The 19,698-nt window shown below is 55.6% G+C and carries 19 protein-coding genes; 8 read left to right on the plus strand and 11 right to left on the minus strand.

What is annotated here, in order from left to right; all coding sequences use genetic code 11:
• Window positions 1-122: 122 nt before the first annotated feature.
• Both FJ695_RS26185 and FJ695_RS26190 read right to left on the minus strand, forming a co-directional pair.
• On the minus strand, window positions 123-869 hold the full coding sequence (locus tag FJ695_RS26185; protein ID WP_168206496.1) for an SDR family oxidoreductase: 747 nt from the start codon (window positions 867-869) through the stop codon (window positions 123-125).
• Between the two features lie 67 nt (window positions 870-936).
• Window positions 937-1,629, minus strand: coding sequence for a glycosyltransferase (locus tag FJ695_RS26190; RefSeq protein WP_141188196.1), 693 nt, complete (start codon window positions 1,627-1,629; stop codon window positions 937-939).
• A gap of 106 nt (window positions 1,630-1,735) precedes the next feature.
• Between FJ695_RS26190 and FJ695_RS26195 the strand changes: the two genes are divergently transcribed.
• Window positions 1,736-2,872, plus strand: coding sequence for a PA0069 family radical SAM protein (locus FJ695_RS26195; RefSeq protein WP_141188197.1), 1,137 nt, complete (start codon window positions 1,736-1,738; stop codon window positions 2,870-2,872).
• Window positions 2,873-2,895: 23 nt separating this feature from the next.
• Here the strand turns inward: FJ695_RS26195 and FJ695_RS26200 are convergent, their stop codons facing one another.
• Complete coding sequence (locus FJ695_RS26200; RefSeq protein ID WP_141188198.1) at window positions 2,896-3,675, minus strand: ABC transporter substrate-binding protein; 780 nt, start codon at window positions 3,673-3,675, stop codon at window positions 2,896-2,898.
• A 189-nt stretch (window positions 3,676-3,864) separates the two neighbouring features.
• On the opposite strand from FJ695_RS26200, the gene FJ695_RS26205 reads away from it, so the two are divergent.
• Window positions 3,865-4,515, plus strand: coding sequence for a ribonuclease HII (locus FJ695_RS26205; RefSeq protein WP_141188199.1), 651 nt, complete (start codon window positions 3,865-3,867; stop codon window positions 4,513-4,515).
• A gap of 7 nt (window positions 4,516-4,522) precedes the next feature.
• Entirely contained in the window at window positions 4,523-5,497 is a 975-nt protein-coding gene (locus FJ695_RS28105; protein ID WP_168206497.1) for a GNAT family N-acetyltransferase, read from the plus strand.
• Window positions 5,498-5,737: 240 nt separating this feature from the next.
• Here FJ695_RS28105 and FJ695_RS26215 read toward each other — a convergent pair whose 3' ends face one another.
• The 8 genes from FJ695_RS26215 to FJ695_RS26250 all read right to left on the minus strand — a co-directional run bounded on the left by FJ695_RS26215 (window position 5,738) and on the right by FJ695_RS26250 (window position 14,332).
• Window positions 5,738-6,217 carry a F0F1 ATP synthase subunit B gene (locus FJ695_RS26215; RefSeq protein ID WP_209010822.1) on the minus strand — a complete coding sequence of 160 codons (480 nt, stop codon included), beginning with the start codon at window positions 6,215-6,217 and terminating at the stop codon, window positions 5,738-5,740.
• Window positions 6,218-6,227: 10 nt separating this feature from the next.
• Window positions 6,228-6,773 carry a F0F1 ATP synthase subunit B gene (locus FJ695_RS26220; protein WP_141188201.1) on the minus strand — a complete coding sequence of 182 codons (546 nt, stop codon included), beginning with the start codon at window positions 6,771-6,773 and terminating at the stop codon, window positions 6,228-6,230.
• Window positions 6,774-6,851: 78 nt separating this feature from the next.
• The gene (locus FJ695_RS26225) at window positions 6,852-7,079 is read right to left on the minus strand and encodes a F0F1 ATP synthase subunit C (protein WP_008191441.1); all 228 of its coding nucleotides are present in this window, start codon (window positions 7,077-7,079) and stop codon (window positions 6,852-6,854) included.
• Between the two features lie 82 nt (window positions 7,080-7,161).
• Entirely contained in the window at window positions 7,162-7,911 is a 750-nt protein-coding gene (locus tag FJ695_RS26230; RefSeq protein ID WP_141188202.1) for a F0F1 ATP synthase subunit A, read from the minus strand.
• Window positions 7,912-7,975: 64 nt separating this feature from the next.
• Entirely contained in the window at window positions 7,976-8,365 is a 390-nt protein-coding gene (locus FJ695_RS26235) for an AtpZ/AtpI family protein (protein WP_141188203.1), read from the minus strand.
• A gap of 207 nt (window positions 8,366-8,572) precedes the next feature.
• Window positions 8,573-12,031, minus strand: a complete 3,459-nt coding sequence (gene smc, locus FJ695_RS26240) for a chromosome segregation protein SMC (protein ID WP_141188204.1) — start codon at window positions 12,029-12,031, stop codon at window positions 8,573-8,575.
• A gap of 87 nt (window positions 12,032-12,118) precedes the next feature.
• Window positions 12,119-12,754 (minus strand): DsbA family protein, encoded by a 636-nt coding sequence (locus FJ695_RS26245; protein ID WP_141188205.1) that lies wholly within the window; start codon window positions 12,752-12,754, stop codon window positions 12,119-12,121.
• A gap of 1,098 nt (window positions 12,755-13,852) precedes the next feature.
• Window positions 13,853-14,332: a DUF721 domain-containing protein gene (locus FJ695_RS26250; protein WP_209010823.1), complete on the minus strand. Its 480-nt coding sequence runs from the start codon at window positions 14,330-14,332 to the stop codon at window positions 13,853-13,855.
• 234 nt (window positions 14,333-14,566) lie between these two features.
• On the opposite strand from FJ695_RS26250, the gene mutY reads away from it, so the two are divergent.
• The 5 genes from mutY (at window position 14,567) to FJ695_RS26275 (ending at window position 19,607) form a co-directional block, all read left to right on the plus strand.
• Window positions 14,567-15,631, plus strand: a complete 1,065-nt coding sequence (mutY, locus tag FJ695_RS26255) for an A/G-specific adenine glycosylase (RefSeq protein ID WP_141188207.1) — start codon at window positions 14,567-14,569, stop codon at window positions 15,629-15,631.
• A 383-nt stretch (window positions 15,632-16,014) separates the two neighbouring features.
• On the plus strand, window positions 16,015-16,497 hold the full coding sequence (locus FJ695_RS26260) for a fasciclin domain-containing protein (protein WP_141188208.1): 483 nt from the start codon (window positions 16,015-16,017) through the stop codon (window positions 16,495-16,497).
• Window positions 16,498-16,734: 237 nt separating this feature from the next.
• Complete coding sequence (bfr, locus tag FJ695_RS26265; RefSeq protein WP_141188209.1) at window positions 16,735-17,220, plus strand: bacterioferritin; 486 nt, start codon at window positions 16,735-16,737, stop codon at window positions 17,218-17,220.
• Window positions 17,221-17,508: 288 nt separating this feature from the next.
• Window positions 17,509-18,603, plus strand: a complete 1,095-nt coding sequence (locus FJ695_RS26270; protein WP_141188210.1) for a PKD domain-containing protein — start codon at window positions 17,509-17,511, stop codon at window positions 18,601-18,603.
• Window positions 18,594-19,607: a TRAP transporter substrate-binding protein gene (locus FJ695_RS26275; RefSeq protein WP_141188211.1), complete on the plus strand. Its 1,014-nt coding sequence runs from the start codon at window positions 18,594-18,596 to the stop codon at window positions 19,605-19,607. Before FJ695_RS26270 ends, FJ695_RS26275 begins: the two co-directional genes overlap by 10 nt.
• Window positions 19,608-19,698: the final 91 nt, after the last annotated feature.

Here is a 19,698-nt window from a genome sequence, read left to right on the forward strand (position 1 = left end):
AGTGTCTCAATCTCCGGGTTTCCCCAGCCTATATGGGTATTCGGCGGCCAATTTGCGCTCTTCCTTCAAAACGCTGCGTGTGAAAACTCAGTGTCGCGCCATGATCGTCCCGCGAGATTTTTCTAAAGCTTCACCGTCTCCCGGACATGGGAAGGTGGCAACGTCGTACCCGCATGCCGCCGGTCTGGATCGTTGTAGAAAACATCCGTCCCTTCGGGCTGAATAATCACTTCCCGGTCTTCTATTCCGTTGGGGGCCGTCGCGACCCGATAATACTCGTCAGCGATGATATCCGGATCGAAGGGCCCGCGCTGTTCCACAATCCCACAGACTGCCAGGACCGAGACGTGCACCCCTTTTGGAGATAACTCCTTATAAAGAGACAAGGATAGGCTTCGCAAAGCCGCCTTACCAAGAGCAAGAGAGGTCCATTCCGGATAGGGTTCGAGCGCCAGTCCGCCTCCTGTAAAGAGAATTGCTCCTAAACCGCGCCTGATCATTGAAGGAGCGACCTGCTGAGCTGCTTGAAAAGCACCGAGAAGATTGACTGAAAACTCGTGGCTTAGCTGTTCTGTGGACAGTTCAAGTGGAGAAGCGGGCCGCATCACGGATGCATTGTAGATCAGAACATCAATGGGCCCGAGTTGTTCTGTCAATCGCTCAATCGCGTATTGCAGCCTGGGAGGGTCACCTGCATCTGCCGTCTCGAAACACGCCCCCATGCCGGCCGCTGCCAGCTCATTGCATTGCAGTTCAAGAGCAGCGGCCGACCGGGCCACCAAACCGATTTTGTACCCTTCCCGCCCGAAACGCCTGGCAACCCCGCCAGAAATTCCAGCACCTGCACCAATGATCAAAACAGTCTGCACAGTTGCCTCCAAGTGGTATTTCCTATCATTACCACTTTGTAGGAGAACACGCGTGCGAATTAATCCACTAGCCGTGCAGTTTGACCGCCACACTGGCCGGTAGACGCAAGGCCCCGATGGCAAACCGGGCCAGAGCAGGACGCAGACCGGACGAAACCCCTTCGTGTCCCGGCTCCCCTGAGGAAACGGCTGCCGCTCTTAAAAACACCATCCGCCCGCGGCCGATCCGCTTGGCAATGTCGAGATCTTCCATCTCCGGCAAGGGCCGGTGGCCGCCGAGCTTTTCGTAGAATTGGCGGGAGATCAAAAGCCCCTGATTGCCATAGGGCATGCCGAGCAGCTGACTGCGGACAGAGGCCGCTTTTTCAGACAATCTGGCGCCCATGCCGAAGGCTTCATACCGCAAGCGGAACGCCGCCGCTGTCTTGGGGCCTTTTGGGGTGCGCGATGCGCGTTCGATAAACGCCTGAACCTCATGATGCCAGCCGCTTTCCAGCAGGGTTTCAGGCTGAAGGAACAACAGCCAGTCACCGCGTTTGGCGACTTTGGCGCCATGGGCAAGACGTGCGCTGCGCGGGCCCTTATGGGTCACGAAGGTGCAGCCAGCGGCATCGGCGACCTTGTCGGTATTGTCGGTTGAGCCGCCATCCACAATGATGACTTCACGGACCACGCCTTCAGCAGCAGCTGGAACCAGCGCGGCTAAGGCGTGAACAAGATCCACTTCGGAATTCTCGGTCGGAATTATGACACTAATCATGACCCTTTTTATGCCACGAAACTTTTGAAAGTGCGAGCAAGGGGCTTGTTCCGGCGCTGAAACCGACTAATGTTCTCTCTATGTTCTCATAAAGAGTCGGCAGTTTATGACCCTCGCACAGCCTAGCGACCCACTTTCCACCTCAAGCGGTGGTGACGTGACCGATACCAGCCACCTTGCTGCAGACCGGCGCCGGGGACGGGCTGCGGCAACCAACCGGTCTGGCCGGTTTGAGAAGCTCTCCCGCGAGGCTTTTGATGATGGCTGGGACAGTCTTGATGAGCTCCCCCCTCTCAAAACAGAAGTGCAAGAAGAACGCGCCCGAACGATCATCACCCGCAATGAATCGCCGGATATTTCCTTCGACCGATCCATCAACCCATACCGGGGGTGCGAACATGGCTGCATCTATTGTTTCGCAAGGCCCAGCCACGCCTTTATGGGCCTGTCGCCGGGGCTCGATTTTGAAACCCGGCTGTTCGCCAAACCAAACGCAGCCCAACTTTTGGAGCGGGAGCTTTCCAAGCCGGGGTATCAGCCAAAGGTGATTGCGATTGGCACCAACACCGATCCTTATCAACCGATGGAACGCAGTTACAAGCTGATGCCCGAGATCCTGGAAGTCCTGGAGGCTTGCGGGCATCCGGTGGCGATTGTCACCAAGTCGGCGTTGGTCACACGGGACATTGAGGTGCTGGCGCGGCTGGCAGAACGCAATCTGGTCAAGGTCGCACTGTCGGTGACCACACTGGACAAAAAACTCTGCCGGACGATAGAGCCGCGGGCATCTGCACCCCACAAACGGCTCGCCGCAGTCAAAGCCCTGAGCGAAGCCGGTATACCTACGTCAGTGATGATGGCCCCAATCATCCCGGCGCTGACCGACAGCGAAATTGAAGGCCTTCTGGAAGCGGCGGCAGACCACGGTGCAAGTGAAGCTGCCTTTATCCTGCTGCGCCTTCCGCTGGAAGTGTCCGAACTCTTTCGCGACTGGCTGCTCCGCAACCGTCCGGACCGCTACCGCCATGTCATGAACCTGATCCGTTCCATGCGCGGCGGCAAGGATTATGATGCCAAATGGGGGGAGCGCATGCGCGGGCGGGGCCCTTATGCCGATCAGATTTCAAAACGCTTTTCTCTGGCAGCCAAACGGTTTGGCCTGAACTTGCGCAAGAAGAAACTCTCAACAGACCATTTCATCCAGCCGCAAAAGGGCGGGGTTCAATTGAGCCTGTTTGAGTGACGTCTAGTCCGGTGCTCTAGGCTTTACTGGAGCTGGGTGCGTTCGCTGATTTTGAAAGAGAAAAAGTCACGGATGACATCCTGAATTTCTCCGCCAGCTTTTAGCCTTTGGGTTGCTTCCTTCAAACGCAGCACGTATCCGTCCCCTGGCAAATCCTTGTTACACATAAGCATTTTTGGATACTTCTGGGTAACAAGCGGCTCCCCAAAGATCGGCCGCAAAATACCCGCCTTCTTATAGGCGCTGAAGCGAATGCTTTCAGTGGCCCCCATGATCGCGTCGATCCGGCCGTACGCCAGCATCAAGGAACTTTTTTCATAGTCAGGTGTGACAACCTTGTTAAGCGTAGCATCACTGTCAAACGGATCGCCGATGCTCATTCCGCTCGGAACGCCAATTCTCAAGCCCTTCAAATCTTCATAGGAGCTCAAGACGATCCCTTTGCGCGGCATTATTCCAACACTCAGCATGTGGCCAATCGGCTCCACTTGGGTGAAGGTTTTGCGTGCAAAAGGCGAACTTGCGGCGATTGTGCAATCCGCCGCACCGCTTGCAACATCGCTAATCATGCGTTTGATCGGAGCTATTCGGGCATTTTCAGGATAACCGGCTTCTTTCAGGATCATATTTGCAATCGTGAAGAGATAACCGGCAGTGTCGCCTTTGTTATCAATGTATGCATATGGGTCTTGCTGCATGATCACAAAAACGGGACGCACGTCCTCGGCGTAGGCTTTCACCGCCAGCGTGAAAACCAGAATCACCGGCAAAAAGAGGCGTATGCGTCCGCGATACATCTTCATACCATATGTCTCTTTGACGAAGATAAGTCTAATGGGATAGGCGGCTGCAGCAAATTGTAATTTCTGTCCAGACGTAACGGATGGACGAAGGATCTTGCCATCTGTTTTCTGCCGATGGTTTACTGCTGACGCATTCCGCGCTTAGTCATCCAAATACTCCAGAACCGGCTTTCAGTTCCATCTCCGCCAATGACCGAAAATCTTTCCCTCTTCGACCTCGTCTTTCCGGACAGCCCGGATCTCAAACTTGAAAAGAAACATGCCAGATCCTTTGACGGTCTAATTTGCGGCGTGGACGAGGCTGGACGCGGGCCCTGGGCAGGACCAGTCGTCACTGCGGCCGTCGTGCTCGATTATAAGAATGTTCCGGTGGGTCTGAACGATTCCAAAAAACTAACCGAGGCCAAGCGGGAAGCACTGTTTGAAGAGATTCTGGCCTCGGCCTTGGTCTGTGCGGCCAGCGCATCACCTGCCACGATCGACCGGCAGAACATTCGCACAGCGACCCTGTCGGCTATGGTACGGGCAGTCAACGGCCTGCCGGAGGTCCCGAAATATGTGCTGGTCGATGGCCGTGACGTCCCCCCCGGTTTGAAGCAGCCTGGACAGGCGCTGATCAAGGGAGACGGGCGTTGCCTATGCGTCGCTGCTGCCTCCATTGTTGCAAAGGTTTTACGGGACAGAATGATGGTCGCGCTTGATGAAGAGTTTCCGGATTACGGCTTTGCCCAGCACAAGGGCTATGGCGTTCCAGCCCATCAGGCAGCGCTGGATAAACTTGGCCCGACAGAACATCACCGGATGAGTTTCAAACCCGTACGGCTGGCGGCAGAACAGTGAAGAGCCGATGAGTTATCCCTTAGAAATACGTCACGCCACTCCAGACGACAGTTCGGAACTGTTAAAACGTCAAAAAGACGCTTACCTCAGCGAAGCTGAACGTTATCAAGATTGGTCCTTACCCGTTCTTTATGAAACGGAAGAGGCGTTTTTAGCAGCACTCGAAACCCACACCATTTTGGTTGCCCTTCTCAACGGGCATCTGGTTGGCTCGGTGCGGGCAAAGCTGGATGCCGGTGTCTGCCGGATCGGACGGTTGTTTACAGCACCAGGCTATCAGGGACAGGGTATCGGGTCTGCCCTGCTTCGTGCGGCGGAAGACGCATTCCAAACAGTTGACAAATTCGCCTTGTTCACCGGCAGCGCCAGCCACGGCAACATCAGCCTCTACCGCCGGCATGGGTATGAAATCACGGGCCGTGATCAGATGACGGCAAAAATCGAGATGGTGATCATGGAAAAACCGGCGTGGAAGACCAAACCTGCAAGTCAGAACAATCGAACACAACCAGGAAAGAAGATGAACATCACCATCGAAACAGCACATAAGAGCGATGCCGACGCGATCCTTACCTTGCAGAAAATCGCCTTTCACCAAGAAGCGAAGCTGAATGGCGATTTGCTGATTACACCGATGGTGGAAACGCTGGACCAGCTGACGGAAGCCTTTTCGACCCACCTGTTTCTGGTCGCGAAGGACGGGCCAGAAATCATTGGCTCGGTTCGGCTCCGCTCAGATGGCAACACGTGCCATATCGGCCGTCTGTTCGTTGCGCCTGGGCATCAAGGCCGCGGCATTGGCCGCCGCCTGATGCAGGCCGCAGAAGAACAATTCACAGAAAGCGGTAAGTTCAAACTGATCACCGGCGGCAAAAGCGCTGGCAACATCCGGCTTTATGAGAGCCTCGGCTACCAGGTGACCGGCGAGGCGATGGATAACGGTAAAACACCGCTGGTGGTCATGGAGAAACGGCAAGGATAATTCCAGTTAGTTCCGGGCGCCTGCGCCTTCACCAAAAGCCCCTCTCCCATTGAAAGCGGTTGGGTCGAAGGCCAAACATTTCCTCACGCCCAACATCTCTCTTTTGCACATCGGGCACCTTCTTCCTCAGAAAGCGGAAATCGGGCAGCGGTTACCGATTAGTGCGGAGTAAGCTTACAGAAACAAAAAAAGCGGCCCGCAAAGGCCGCTTTTCAGATCTTTTAGCCGGAAAGCTGAAACTTAGTTCAGCTGTTCCTTCACCTGAGCGATGCTCTTGGTGAGAATGCCGTCGGCTACCTTGTCCTTGACCTTGGAAGTCAGGATCGTTTCAGCAGCAGCGACAGCAACGTCGGCAGCCTTGGCGCGGACTTCGGCGATCGCCTGGGTCTCGGCCTGAGCGATCTTGTCTTCCGCAGCTTTGGTGCGGCGCGCGATCATCTCGTCAAGTGCCTGGTTGGTTTCCAGGGTCAGGCGCTCAGCTTCGGAATTGGCTTCCGCGATGATGGCTTCCGCCTCACCTTCGGCCTCATGACGCTTGCGCTGATATTCCGACAGAAGTTCCTGGGCTTCTTCACGCATCTTGCGCGCTTCGTCCAATTCCTTCTGAATATCGTCAGCGCGTTTGTCCAGCGCCGAGCCCATTTTGCCCGGGACCTTCAAATAAGCGATCAGTGCAAGGAACAGAACGAGACCGACCAAGGCCCAAAAAGTAGCATCCATGATGGTCTCCTCAGTTCATTGCCGACTTCAGCGCCTTGGTCAGATCGGTCTTAGTCGGAGCTTTGCCCATCAGCTGCTCAACGAGCGCTGTGGTTGTTTCTCCGGCAATGTCCCCGATCTGGGACAGGGCTTCGGTCTTGATCCCGGCAATGTGCGCTTCAGCCGCGCTCAGTTTGTCGGCGAGTTCGGTTTCCGCCTTCTCACGGCGGGCTTCCTGATCGGCCTTCAGCTTGGCGCGCGTGTCATGGGCAATGCCATGCGCCTTGCTGCGGGCTTCGCTCAGAGCCTGCTCGTAAGCCGCAATCGCCGCGTCGGTTTCTTCTTTGAGGCGGTTGGCCTCGCCGAGATCACCTGCAATGCGGTCCCTGCGGTCTTCCAGGATACCTGCAATCCGAGGCACAGCCACGTTCTTCATCATCCAGTAGAAAAAGCCAAAGGTGATGGCCAGCCACAGGATCTGCGAAGAATAGGTCGTTGCATCGAACGGCGGGAAGCCAGCACCGTGCTCTTCAGCCGGAATGTGAACTTCCGTATTAGTTTCGGCGTTGCCTGCCATATCCTATCTCCAAAATCCGATCGGGCGGCGCAGACGCCGCCCCCGGAAACGCGTCAAATCTCTCTTAGGATTAGAGAATTAGACAGCGAAGAGCAGGAGAAGAGCGATCAGCAGGGAGAAGATGCCGAGAGCTTCGGTAACGGCGAAGCCGAATACCAGGCGACCGAACTGGCCGTCAGCTGCTGTCGGGTTGCGCAGAGCGCCGTTCAGGTAGTTACCGAAAATGGTGCCGAGTGCGATAGCTGCACCGCCCATGCCGAGGCATGCGATACCAGCGCCGATGTATTTTGCTGCTTCTGCTTCCATGACACGTGCTCCTACGTAGTGTTTTGCAGATTTCAGATTTCACCAAGCAGCGGCCTTCATGCCGCCGCAAGACAAGCTATGCTTAGTGTGACGGATGAAGGGCGTCGTTGAGATACATGCAGGTCAGGACCGTGAAGACATAGGCCTGCAAGAAAGCAACGAGGAACTCCAGTGCGGTCAAGGCGACCGTCATACCGAGCGGAAGGATTGCACCGGCTGCAGACAGGCCACCAGCGGCGCCCATCGAAACAATAAAGCCGGCGAAAACTTTGAGGGTGATGTGACCGGCCAGCATGTTCGCGAACAAACGAACGGACAAGCTGATCGGGCGGGACAGGAAGGAAACCACTTCGATCGGCGCAACGATCAACAAGAGAACCGGCGGAACTCCTGAGGGTGCGAACAAGTGGAAGAACTTCATGCCGTGCTTCATCAAGCCGTAGATCGTGACCGTTCCGATCACAAGCATGGCGAGACAGAACGTCACGATGATGTGGCTGGTCACCGTAAAGAAGTACGGGAACATGCCGAGAAGGTTAGCGACCAGAACGAACATGAACAGCGAGAATACCATCGGGAAAAACTTCATCCCTTCGGTTCCCGCCGAACTTCGTAACATTCCGGCGACAAACTCATAAGCCATTTCGGAGATCGACTGCATCCGGCTCGGCACCAAGCCGCGGCCGCTGGTCGTGAAGATCAGGAAGGCAGATGCTGCTGCTACGGTCAAAACCATAAACAGCGAAGAGTTGGTGAATGAGAAATCCATACCGCCGACTTCAATCGGGAACAGGGTCTGGATTTGGAACTGATGGATCGGATCGTTCGCCACCGGTCAGCCTTCTTCGCTCAAAACATTTCAAGGGCGCGCTTTAAGGAACTAAAGCGCAAATCTCTCAGTTTGATCCGCCGTCGCCAGCATCATCGCGTTTGACCCGTTGTTCCGGCTCGGCAATACGCCCAGCAGCCCTCATAACGTTCAATACGCCCGCCGCGAAACCAATGAGCAGGAAAACAATCAACCCGAAGGGTGTCGTCCCCAGCCACTGATCAACGAACCAGCCCAAACCGCCACCAACCACAATCCCGGAAATGAACTCAGAAGAGAGTTTCATTGCCTGACCATAGCCGGAGGAATCGCTTTTTTTGACCCTTTGCTCCGCTTCATCAGCTTTGCGCTGGCCATCCAGCATCCGGTTCAGACGGTCCCGCCGTTCCGACAGATCCGCCTCGGAGGCTGCCTTATCCAGGTCATCAGAATTGCCGTTTTGCGAAGAGCCACTCATGTTGTTCCCCGCCCCCGTCAAGCCGTGAGACCCAGCCTCAGGACGCCCCCTTAAGCCGCGCGCACCATAGTCGGGGGCCCTTGACCTGTCAAGAACACTGACATTTCATTTAAATTATTGATTTTTATAAATAAATTAGCCTTTTGAGCATTTTCCATGACCTAAGTCTTACGGGAAACTTACGAAGGAGCAGAAATCGACCACAGTTTAGGCACTTTCACGGAATCGTTCCGCGGTCTCCAAATCCACCGAAACGAGCTGAGAAACACCGCGTTCGGCCATGGTCACGCCAAACAGCCGGTTCATGCGCGCCATGGTGATTGGATTGTGTGTGATCACCACAAAACGGGTGTCGGTATTCCGGCACATTTCATCCAGAAGATCGCAGTAGCGCTCCACATTGGCGTCATCCAATGGCGCATCAACCTCATCTAGCACGCAGATCGGCGCCGGATTGGTCAAAAAGACCGCAAATATCAACGACATAGCCGTCAGCGCCTGTTCACCGCCAGAGAGCAGCGTCATTGTCTGCGGCTTTTTGCCGGGCGGGCGAGCGATGATTTCCAAGCCTGCGTCCAGCGGATCATCCGAATCGACCAGCTGCAATTCTGCCGTTCCGCCGCCGAACAGATGCGTGAACAGACGCTGGAAGTGACCGTTGACCACTTCGAAGGAAGCGAGCAGGCGTTCACGTGCTTCCCGGTTCAGGTTCGAGATGCCGGTGCGCAAGCGGCGAATTGCCTCTATCAGATCGTCACGTTCCGATGTCAGCGTGGTTTTCTGCTCGTCTACCTCGCGCAGTTCTTCTTCTGCGCGCAAGTTCACACCGCCAAGGCGTTCGCGTTCGGCCTTGAGACGATCGAGCTTTTTCTCCATGGCATCTGGATCCGGCAGCGGCGCCCCTTCTTTCAGTCCGGCGATTTCCGGCAGGGCCGCGACGGAGACTTCAAGATCTTCGTCAATCCGCCGCTCCAGCGTCTGTTTGCGTTCACGCGCAGCCTCTAGCCGTTCTTCGGCGCGGATTTTTTGCTCGCGTGCGCCCGCCAGGCCTTCCATAGCCAATTTGGCTGCCCGGTCGACGTCGGACAGATCCCGCTCGGCCTGGCTTAGCTGATCGTCCTTTTCCTTCTTGGCTTCTTCAGCCTTGGCGATGGCGGAAAAAAGCTCCCGGCGCTTGATCTCAATGTCTTCCGGTGCCTCGATCAGCTCGGCCCGCTCTTCTTCCGCTTCTTCCCGGCGTTCGCTCAGGACCGCGATCTGCTGGGCAGCATTGGCCGCGCGGGTTTTCCAGCTGTCATATTCACGGGCAATGGATTCGAGGCGCCGGTCGCGCATCTGCTGCTCGCGGGAAAGCCCTTCCGACACAGCCCGGGCTTCGGCGAGCGCGGCACGGGCCGTCGCGACCTCGCCCTGCAGTTCAGCAATCTGGCCCTGATAGCTGGTGGCATCGGGCGCAGCCTCCAGCTGCTCCTGCGCCTCTTCCATATATTCGCGGGCTTCTGCCGCTTCTTCCGATAAGCGCTGCGCTTTGTCTTCGGCGGCCGCTTTTTGCGAAGCGAGCTGAGCAACAGCGCGTTCTGCAGAGGCTAACGCTTCGCGCGTGGCAGTTACCTGACGCTGGCCGTCACGAACTTTGCCCCGGGCAGACTGCTCCAGCTCCACCGATTGCTGAACGCGGGCAGCAGCTTCTTCTAAAGCCAGTTGCTGCACTTCTACCGATTGCCGCGCAGTTTCGATTTCATCGTCGAGTTCCGCCAGGCGGTTTTTCTGGGCCAGTCTTTGGGCTGCCGGCGTTGGCGCATTGGCCGCCACCACAAAACCATCCCAGCGCCATAGGTCCCCTTCCCGGCTCACCAGTCGTTGGCCGGGCTTCAAGTTTGAACGGAGGCGTGGACCATCGCCCTGAGACACCAAACCAATCTGTGACAAGCGCCGATGCAGTTCTTCTGGCGCACTCACCACCTCAAGAAGAGGTCTTGCACCGATAGGAAGAGCGGAATCGGTATCCCCGGACAAGGCACTGCCCCATTTGACCGCGGCCGCATCATCGAGCGATGCATCCAGGTCTTCGCCCAGCGCCGCGCCCAATGCGGTTTCATATCCCGTTTCAACAGAGATCTGCTCAACGACCGGCGTGTGATCCGCTTCGCTATGAACATTGAGCACCTGCTCCAAAGTTCTGGCTTCGGTTTGCAGGCCCTGAAGCAGCGCGCGAGCGTCACTTAAAGGTGCTCGGGCCGCCTGTTCCTTGTCACGGGCCGCAGCAGTCGCAGCTTCGGCTTCTTCCACCGCGGCTTCCGCCTCGGCCAAGGCCTCGCTCGCGACCTCCAGCTCCTCACGGTGTTCCGCAACGCCGTCCTGTGCATTCATACGCGCTGTCAGATCGGCCAGCGCTTGCTGAGCCTCTTGCGCCTGGGAAACGAGCCGGTCTGCGCGCTGACGGCTTTCGGCAACCGCCCGCTCCAACTGACGGCGTTCAGCGGAGGCCCGCGCTTCGGCTGCCGTCAACTCCGACAACATGCCTTCCTTGCCCCGCACCACGTCTTCGGCCTCAGTGACCTTTTCCCGAGCCGTTTCGGTGCGGTCCTGCACCATCTCGTTTTCTTCCAGAAGCTCCGCGCGCTCTTCTGAAAGCCGCTCCAAAACCTCGTCGTTTTCCGAGACCATGGATTGCTCGCGGCGGATATCTTCGGCGAGCTGCACCAAACGGCGCTCCAGGTCCTGGAGGCGCTCCTTGATGCGCCGTTCCTCGGCATCAAGATCGTTTCGTGCGATCACCAGCCGCTGCAAGGCTGCGCCAGCCTTGGCCGCATCCTCGCGGAGCTCTGGCAATTTATGCGCGGCAATTGCCTGAATGCGGGCGCTTTCCGCTTGCAGACCTGTCGCCTCGTTCACTTGCTTTTGGGCATCGGAAAACTGGCTATCCGCAGCCGCCAGGGCATCGCGCGCTTCCGTCCAGCGGATATAAAGGATGGAGGCTTCCGCACCGCGGATTTCGGACGAAAGGTTCCGGTAGCGCGAAGCTTGCCGGGATTGGCGTTTCAAATTGTCGAGCTGGCTGTCGATCTGCACCAGGACATCTTCCAACCGCTCAAGGTTCTGTTCAGCGGCCCGCAAACGGATTTCCGCTTCATGACGGCGCGAGTGCAGACCTGAAATACCGGCGGCTTCTTCCAGGATTTTCCGGCGTGACGTCGGCTTGGCCGCAATCAGCTCACCAATTTGACCTTGGCGCACCATGGCCGGTGAGCGAGCGCCCGTGGAGGCATCGGCGAACAACAGCTGGACATCGCGAGCGCGCACATCCTTGGCATTGATCTTGTAATTCGACCCCTGCTCGCGCTCGATCCGGCGACTGACTTCAAGAAGATCGGCATCATTGAAGGCAGATGGCGCAGTCCGGTCGTTGTTCTCCAGAAACAGCGTCACTTCCGCCGTGTTGCGGGCCGGGCGGTTCAGACTGCCGGAGAAAATCACGTCATCCATGCCGGAGGCACGCATGTTCTTATAAGAGTTCTCGCCCATGACCCAGCGCAAGGCTTCGACGAGATTGGATTTGCCACAGCCGTTGGGACCCACAACCCCGGTCAGGCCGTTGCCGATGATGAACTCCATCGGCTCGACAAAGGATTTGAACCCGGCAATGCGGAGCTTTGAAAACTTCATCGGCGCCCGCACCTCTCCGGTCCGGACGCCGATAGATAAGTCATTTGTTCAAGGCGCAGGCAGGCTGCCTGCAGCTGAGCTGCAGGATCAGAGGTTTTCCTCGATGATCTTGCCCATTTCGTCAATCGACAGCGCCCCCGAATGCTTTTCGCCGTTGATGAAGAAGGTCGGCGTTGAGTTCACCCCAAACTCATTTGCCCCGCGCTCTCTCACCGCGTTAACTGCGTCAAGCAATCCCTGGTTTGTCAAGCACTCCTCAAAGGACTCCTGTGTAAATCCGATCTGCTTGGAAAAGTCGAGCAGGGATTGGTAAGGATTGTCGGTGAACGCCCAGGCACGCTGCTGTTCGAACATGATGTCCACAATGTCGAAGTATTTTTCCTGAGGCGCGCAGCGTGCCAGCATGAAGGCAGCTGACGCGACCGGATCCAGCGGAAACTCGCGGAAAATAAAGCGAACCTTGCCGGTCTCGATGTAATCCTTCTTAAGATCCGGATAGGTGCGGCTGTGGAAATTGGCACAATGTCCACAGGTCATAGACGCATATTCGACGATTGTTACCGGAGCATTCTCATCACCAAGGATTTTGTCGCCAAGCGGACCCGGTTTCAGGAGTTCGTCTTCGTCGACTGACTGGGCCCATGCGGGCGCTGCAGAGGCCAGTCCAAGTGCGGCCGTTGCCAATGCGGTGGTTTTGAGAAACTGTCTGCGGGTCTGGGTCACGAAGATCGTCCTGTCACAAATGAATTAGCCGCACTCTAGGGTGCCTGTTGTTCCTTCATGTGCCCTTTCGGGCACGGCAGGTCAACACAGCTTGGTAATTGTGGCAGGAGCGAGGACGCAAAAACTCAAAAAGTCCCGAGGTTGGTTACATACTTTCTATTTGTCATCCCGGGCGAAGCTCAAGCGGAGACCCGGGATCGGTGAGCCCGGGCTCATTTCAACACAACGTTTTGTATTTGTTGATTTTTTGTCTCTCCGATCCCGGCTCGCGCTGCGCTTGGCCGGGATGACAGCGGGAAGTTTCGAAGTTATATCTGCAGACTGAAGTCACAGTGTTGTTATTGCAGCGTGAGGCCAGCATTTAGGAAAGTGCTCAGTGTTCCAATTGGCTGTCAGACACCTATTCAGCCACAGACGGCTGCCGCCGCTGGCAGAGGTCTGACACGTGGCTCCCTCAATGCAACTACTACATTAGGGATGCTGCCTCAGAGCACAATGCATCGACTTTTCCCTTTTGGGATGAATCGTTACTCTTAATAAGGGAATTACAACTTAAGGCATTGCAGCGTCGCTATTGCCAATCGGGGTTTTTCAGGCTGATTCTATTCACCGCGCCGTGGAAATTGAAATCCAAGCCGCAGAATTTGCTGGGCGGTAAAACCAAAACGGCTACAGGTGATGAAATCAGCCTTGCCAAGAAATTTGTTGAGCATGTTTTTCGGGATTGAATGCTGTGTTTATGAGCCTTTTAGATAGATCAATACTAGTTTTATTGTTGGTGATCCTAATATCACTGGCAATACTAGTTAATCTTTATCGCACGCACCTATTTGATAAAATTGATCCGGATCTCAAGTATCATAGGTCAAATATAAGAGGTTACTCCCATTTTGACAGATTGAATGAGAATGTTCCTGAAAAAATGATCAAGGTGAATAGCTATACCACCAAGATTTTCTATTGTTCCTGTGCGGCAATTTTTATTGTTTGCATTCTAATCATTAATGCTTAGGTGGTGTTATGCAAGGTGCCGAATACTATATTGGCGGGCGTCTTTTTTTCTGGTCAGGAAGGGTTTGAGTTTAGAGATCCGAAGCTCTAAACGGCCGTACCGCGGGCAATCACTTGGGCACCCAGCTTTTTCAAGGCGGCGCGCAGCCGGTCATTTTCAACGGCTTCCAGGCTCGCATCGAGCTTTTGTTCTTCTGACCGTGTCAGAGGTCGAAGAGCCTTGCGCGGCAGGGTTCGTTTCACAGCAACCGGCTTTTGCTGGATCTTGATGCGGCCGATCGCCGCCCAGCCATAGAAGGTGTTGATGCGTTCAATCACTTGCGGGCTGTCATGGGAGAGCATCAAGGCAGTGGGCCCATCCGTGTGCACTACAAGCGTTGCCGGCTGCGGCGGGCGCTCCGGATCACTCAACTCCGGCTGGCGTGGCCAGACGAGCCGGTCCGGCTGCACTCTGGTTCCATACCGTTCGCCGACAATGTCAGCCCAGGAGGCAATGATATCGACGGAGGCAAAACCACGTTTCTTGCAGGCAGGGGTCATCGCTTTGCCGACCAAATCGGCAAGCACTTTCGCGCCCTTTGGATTTGCCTTCTTCGCGGTTATGACCTACCTCCTTTTGTCTGCCAGTCTTGCCTTGAGCCAGATGCAGACACCGGTCCCTTAGCCTATGTGTTTCAATAGAATAAGACAAAATGAAGACGAATACTTTAACTCCCGTCTTGCGCCAGGCTTATCACCGCAATTGTCCCCAGACTATCCAAAGCAGCCGCAGGCTTGGGTGGACCATAAGTCAGTAAGACGATGAGCAACACTCCACTTTCTTCAAGTTTGCTTGATTGGTATGACCGCCACGCCCGCTCCCTACCCTGGCGCGTGAGCCCGGAAAACCGCCGTCTTGGCGAAATTCCCGACCCCTACCGCATTTGGCTGTCGGAAGTCATGCTGCAGCAAACAACTGTCGCAGCTGTCAAATCCTATTTTGAAACCTTCACCCGGACTTGGCCGACGGTAAACGCCTTGGCCGTTGCAGATGAAGAAGACGTGATGAAGGCCTGGGCCGGGCTTGGCTATTATTCCCGGGCCCGGAACCTGAAGAAATGCGCAGATCTCGTTGCGAAAGACTATGGCGGCAAATTCCCGGACACGGAAGAAGCTCTCCTAAAACTGCCTGGCATCGGCCCTTACACCGCCGCCGCTATCGCCACGATCGCCTTTGACCAGCATGCCGCCGTGGTCGACGGCAATGTGGAGCGGGTTCTCTCGCGCCTGAACGTGATCGAAACACCGCTGCCCGGTGCCAAGCCCGAGATAAAAGCCGTGATGGCGGAACTGACACCGGAAGACCGGCCTGGCGATTTTGCGCAAGCCGTGATGGATCTCGGCGCCACCATCTGCACGCCGAAGAAACCAGCTTGTGCGCTCTGTCCTTGGTGGGAGGACTGTCAGGGCCATGCCTCTGGTCTGGCGGAGACCCTGCCCCGCAAAGCGCCCAAAACCAAAAAACCGACACGCTACGGCGCGGCCTTTGTCGCCGTCGATCAGACAAGCGGCGCTGTCCTTTTACGCCGGCGTCCGCCGGAAGGTCTGCTCGGCGGCATGAGCGAAGTTCCAGGCACCCACTGGGCAGAGGATTTTGATCTGGACAACTGCCTGTCGTCTGCGCCGTTTCCTGCGGATTGGGCCAAATGTTTCGGTGAGGTGAAACATACGTTTACCCACTTTCACCTGAAACTGACGGTCTACCGGGCTGAAGTTGCTGCGGCCACAGCCGGTCTAGAGGACTGTTGGTGGTCGCTACCGGAGGCTGTTCAGGGTGAAGCCCTGCCAACCGTCATGCGCAAGGTGCTCGGTGCGGCTTTGGATTGAATCCATCCGAAGCAACTTGTCACCCCGGGCGAACACAGTGAAGACCCGGGGCCCACTCGCAAATCATCTTGCCGTAGCATGCCTTTGCGTTTTCTGGACGCTCTGCAAATGAGTAGGCCCCGGCGCTTCGGCCGGGGCGACAGAATGGGTTGCTTGGAACTGAACCGGCATTCACGGCCGCATAACCCGCCCACGCAGACCGATAGCCGCCAGATCACTTCATCTCGCGAATAAATGGAGAAATACTTTTTCCTCATCCAATTCGGAAAGCCATCCGTAGATCTCCCCGTTGCAAGCAAAGAACTCTGCAAGATTTGTTTCTGGATAATCAATTTCCGGAGCGGAGTTTCTTTGGCTGAATTCTAAGCAAGGGAGTCCTCTTCATGAAGCTGATCCAGAAACTCGCAGTCGCACTGCTCCTCGTTTTGCCGTTCTCTTCTGCTCAGGCAGGGAACAAAGACATCGTTGACACCGCCGTTGGTGCGGGAACGTTCAACACATTGGTGGCTGCTGTTCAGGCCGCCGAACTGGTTGACACGCTGAAAGGCGATGGTCCGTTCACTGTCTTCGCGCCGACCGATGAAGCCTTCGCAAAACTGCCAGCCGGTACGGTTGAAGACCTGTTGAAGCCGGAAAACAAAGACAAGCTGATCGCTGTCCTGACCTATCATGTGGTGCCGGGCAAGGTCATGTCTTCTGACATCGCAGGCAAAAAAGCCGACGTCGCCTCTGTTCAAGGCGACACCATTGCCGTTGACGCAACCAATGGTGTGAAGGTCGATGGTGCGAGCGTGGTCACCGCCGACATCGAAACCTCCAACGGTGTCATTCACGTCATCGACAGCGTGATCCTTCCGTCCTCCTAAGACAGTAACCTCCTGCTATCTCCTCAGGCAAAGTGCAGGCGCAGTTCACTCTGAACTGCGTCTGCTACTTTTTTGCAGATTACATCCGGCTTAATGTGATAATTTTCGAAAACCTGAAGAAAATAAACGGCGCTCTGATTCAACAAATTTCTGAAAAAAAACAACAAATCGCCCCTAGACTTCTAATGTAGAACCATTCTAAAGTACGGAAAATTTCGGCTAGAAGGAGAGATGGCCATGAAAGGGAATGAGAAAGTTATTGCCTGTTTGAACGAGGCACTTTTCCTCGAGCTCGGCGCTATCAATCAATACTGGCTGCACTACCGGATGCTGGCGGATTGGGGCTATGCGAAGCTGGCGAAAAAAGAACGCGAAGAGTCCATCGAAGAGATGGAACATGCAGATAAGCTGGTCGACCGCATCATCTTCCTCGAAGGTCTGCCGAACATGCAGAAGGTCGGCCCTTTGCGCATCGGCCAGGACATCAAGGAAGTTCTGGAAGCCGATCTGGCAGGCGAATATGACGCCCGCACGTCCTACAAGAAGTCCCGCGATGTCTGTAAGGAAGAAGGCGACTATGTCTCCATGGCGCTGTTTGAAGAGCTGCTGAAAGACGAAGAAGGCCACATTGACTTCCTCGAAACCCAGCTTGACCTTCTGGAAAAGATCGGCGTCGAGCGGTACGGCATGCTCAATGCGGCCTCAGCGGACGAAGCCGAATAAGCAGCTTCTACGGCATTGTGCTTCAACAAAAGCGCGGCTCACAGGGCCGCGCTTTTTTGTTTCTCCGAAATGGCAAACCTGAACCCAATTGGAATTACTTAAAAGTCGTTTTTGAGACCGTCTAAAACCAGCGGTCGCCGGATGGTTTTCACTGTCCGGCGCTCGGCAAGGCTAAAGTGACCCGGTTATTTTGCCGGAACACCACAACCAACACCATTGGATGCTTATCCCTTTTTTGCTATAATAAGTTGCGGCAAATAACAACAATTTCGAACCAGGTTATTTCTCGTGGCTGAAGACACCCCTGAAATGTCTTCTGGATCACAGTCCAGCAGACAGAGCTTTGTTCTAGGGCTTGCCGGTCTGGTGCTTGGCTTCTTGGGCGGCTCCGGCGGAATGGCGCTCGGCTTTTATGACCGGATATTTCCGGAAAACAAATCGCCAACCGCAAGTCTGGAAGTTTATCCCGGCAGCGGTGAGGCGCCGCATCGCGCCCTCTTGATCGCATCCGGATCATCCGATCCCGAGGGGGGCGATTTGCGCTTTGCCTGGAAAATCAATTCCGACAGCATGAACGCATCGGACCCGGTCATAGAACACACGTTCAACGAACCGGGCAGATACGCAGTCAATGTGAATGTCCAGGATACGGCCAACCTAACCGCCACGACAGCAAGGGTGATTGAAGTCAAAGAAGCGTTTGACCGGAACTCATTTCTCCAAACTGTCGACGGCATCGAAGACCGGATTGAGCTTGGTGATTTTGTTGGCGCGATCGATATCGCCAACCCCGTTCGTTATGCCTGCGGCACACGCGTTCCCCCACAGGAATGCGCCAAAATTCACCGGCTGGCCGCAGAAGCCCATCGCAATCGCGGCGAATTTGACCATGGCGTTTCGGCGATGAAAATCGCAGTAAGCCTGCACCCCGATGATGTGTTCTACAAGGTCGAAATGGCGACACATTATCTCTTGGTTGGCAGAGGGGACAAAGCGACTGAGCAGTTGGAACCGCTTCTTGCAGATCAAACTGGCGGCACACCGGTTGTCTATTTTGCGGCCCTCGCCCGCGCAATGCAGTCAGATTACGACAAAGCAATCGAGCTCTTGAGCCCGGTGCGTGGCCGGCTGGGGCCATATCATCAGGCGGTCAATTTTACACATCAGGTCGTTGACGTCCTGTCCAGCGATGCCACGGAATTCCAGGAAGCTGGCAAGGTGCGGACGATTTTGTGCGAAGAACCCAAGTTCAAACAGGTCATTGCCTCCGGAAAGCTTTTTAGGAACGCGCATCTCCAAAGCCTGCATGTGATGGTTAGCCAGTTGACCATGCAGGATCATGCGCGGTTGACATCAGCATTGGAGAATGCGGCATGCGAGTAGTCAGATGGGCAATTGTCCTTTGCCTCACGCTTTCTTCCAGTATGTTTATGTCCGCAGCGCTGGCCGGTTTTGGCGGCGCAAATCTGCGGATCGTTCACACCTTTTCGGCGGATCATCCGGTTCATCTGCGGCTCAAGGAGATGCTGCCCGAACTGCAGGAAGCGTCCGATTATACGGTGCGATTTGAGCTCTATTCGGCCGATGAAGTTGGCGGATGGCGCCAAATAGTCCGCGGATTGGATGGGGGGCGTTACGACTTTGTCCTGAGCCGCGCCGACCTTCTTGCAGCCAATGGCATCGATATCGGCCCGTTAGGACGAAGCGATCTCTTCATAGATTTCTCCACGTGGAAAAATCTGCCCGAAAGCTCAGGCGAAGACGCCGTCAAAGAGCTTTTTGCGGAAAGCGGCCTCGACTTTTTGGGCGCGGCCTGGCTCTCATCGGATTATCTGGTTGCCCAAACCGATGTCGAAGACTTGTCGGACCTTCAAGGCCTCATTGTGCGGACACCCTCCGATACAATGTCTTCAGACCTTTATAAAATGCTCGGTATGGAACCAGTCACCATCGGGTTGCACGAAACTTTTTTGGCCATGGAACGGGGTATGGTCGATGCCGCCGTTCTGACGGCTTCCGGTTCGTACTGGACAACCTATTGGGATACCAGTGCCAAGCTAACGGGCCACGGCAACACCTTGATCAGCGACCCGGTCGGCGGCCAGGTCGCGTGGCTGGTAGCCCGCAACAATTGGCAGGAAAAGCTGGACGACTTTACAGCCTCTCAGGTCAAGAAAGTGCTTGGAGAGGCGATGCTGCGTTTGGGCACAGACCTGCACGCCTCCCAGCAAAACCTTCTAAAATCCGTGTCTCAAAAAGGGGCGACATTAACCCATTTGAGCGACCAGGACCGGGATCAAATGATAAATGCGGTCCAAGAAGCCTGGCGGACAAGCTTTTCGCCCCGAGACCGCAGTATTGCCGAGCGGATGGTCGGAAGCAGGTAGCCTAATTAGTGACTGTACCGCCATGTCCGCGAAACTTTTGAACCTTTGAGGCTGCAGGGGCATCCGTAGCTGGACCTCAAGTAAAGCCAGC

The sequence above is a fragment of the Labrenzia sp. PHM005 genome (assembly GCF_006517275.1).
In the GTDB taxonomy this organism is placed as follows: domain Bacteria; phylum Pseudomonadota; class Alphaproteobacteria; order Rhizobiales; family Stappiaceae; genus Roseibium.

Coding starts and splice junctions, on each gene's coding strand:
- FJ695_RS26190 (WP_141188196.1), bottom strand. CDS start 1,629: ATGATTAGTGTCATAATTCCGACCGAGAATTCCGAAGTGGATCTTGTT.
- FJ695_RS26195 (WP_141188197.1), top strand. CDS start 1,736: ATGACCCTCGCACAGCCTAGCGACCCACTTTCCACCTCAAGCGGTGGT.
- FJ695_RS26200 (WP_141188198.1), bottom strand. CDS start 3,675: ATGAAGATGTATCGCGGACGCATACGCCTCTTTTTGCCGGTGATTCTG.
- FJ695_RS26205 (WP_141188199.1), top strand. CDS start 3,865: ATGACCGAAAATCTTTCCCTCTTCGACCTCGTCTTTCCGGACAGCCCG.
- FJ695_RS28105 (WP_168206497.1), top strand. CDS start 4,523: ATGAGTTATCCCTTAGAAATACGTCACGCCACTCCAGACGACAGTTCG.
- FJ695_RS26215 (WP_209010822.1), bottom strand. CDS start 6,217: ATGGATGCTACTTTTTGGGCCTTGGTCGGTCTCGTTCTGTTCCTTGCA.
- FJ695_RS26220 (WP_141188201.1), bottom strand. CDS start 6,773: ATGGCAGGCAACGCCGAAACTAATACGGAAGTTCACATTCCGGCTGAA.
- FJ695_RS26225 (WP_008191441.1), bottom strand. CDS start 7,079: ATGGAAGCAGAAGCAGCAAAATACATCGGCGCTGGTATCGCATGCCTC.
- FJ695_RS26235 (WP_141188203.1), bottom strand. CDS start 8,365: ATGAGTGGCTCTTCGCAAAACGGCAATTCTGATGACCTGGATAAGGCA.
- smc (WP_141188204.1), bottom strand. CDS start 12,031: ATGAAGTTTTCAAAGCTCCGCATTGCCGGGTTCAAATCCTTTGTCGAG.
- mutY (WP_141188207.1), top strand. CDS start 14,567: ATGAGCAACACTCCACTTTCTTCAAGTTTGCTTGATTGGTATGACCGC.
- FJ695_RS26260 (WP_141188208.1), top strand. CDS start 16,015: ATGAAGCTGATCCAGAAACTCGCAGTCGCACTGCTCCTCGTTTTGCCG.
- bfr (WP_141188209.1), top strand. CDS start 16,735: ATGAAAGGGAATGAGAAAGTTATTGCCTGTTTGAACGAGGCACTTTTC.
- FJ695_RS26275 (WP_141188211.1), top strand. CDS start 18,594: ATGCGAGTAGTCAGATGGGCAATTGTCCTTTGCCTCACGCTTTCTTCC.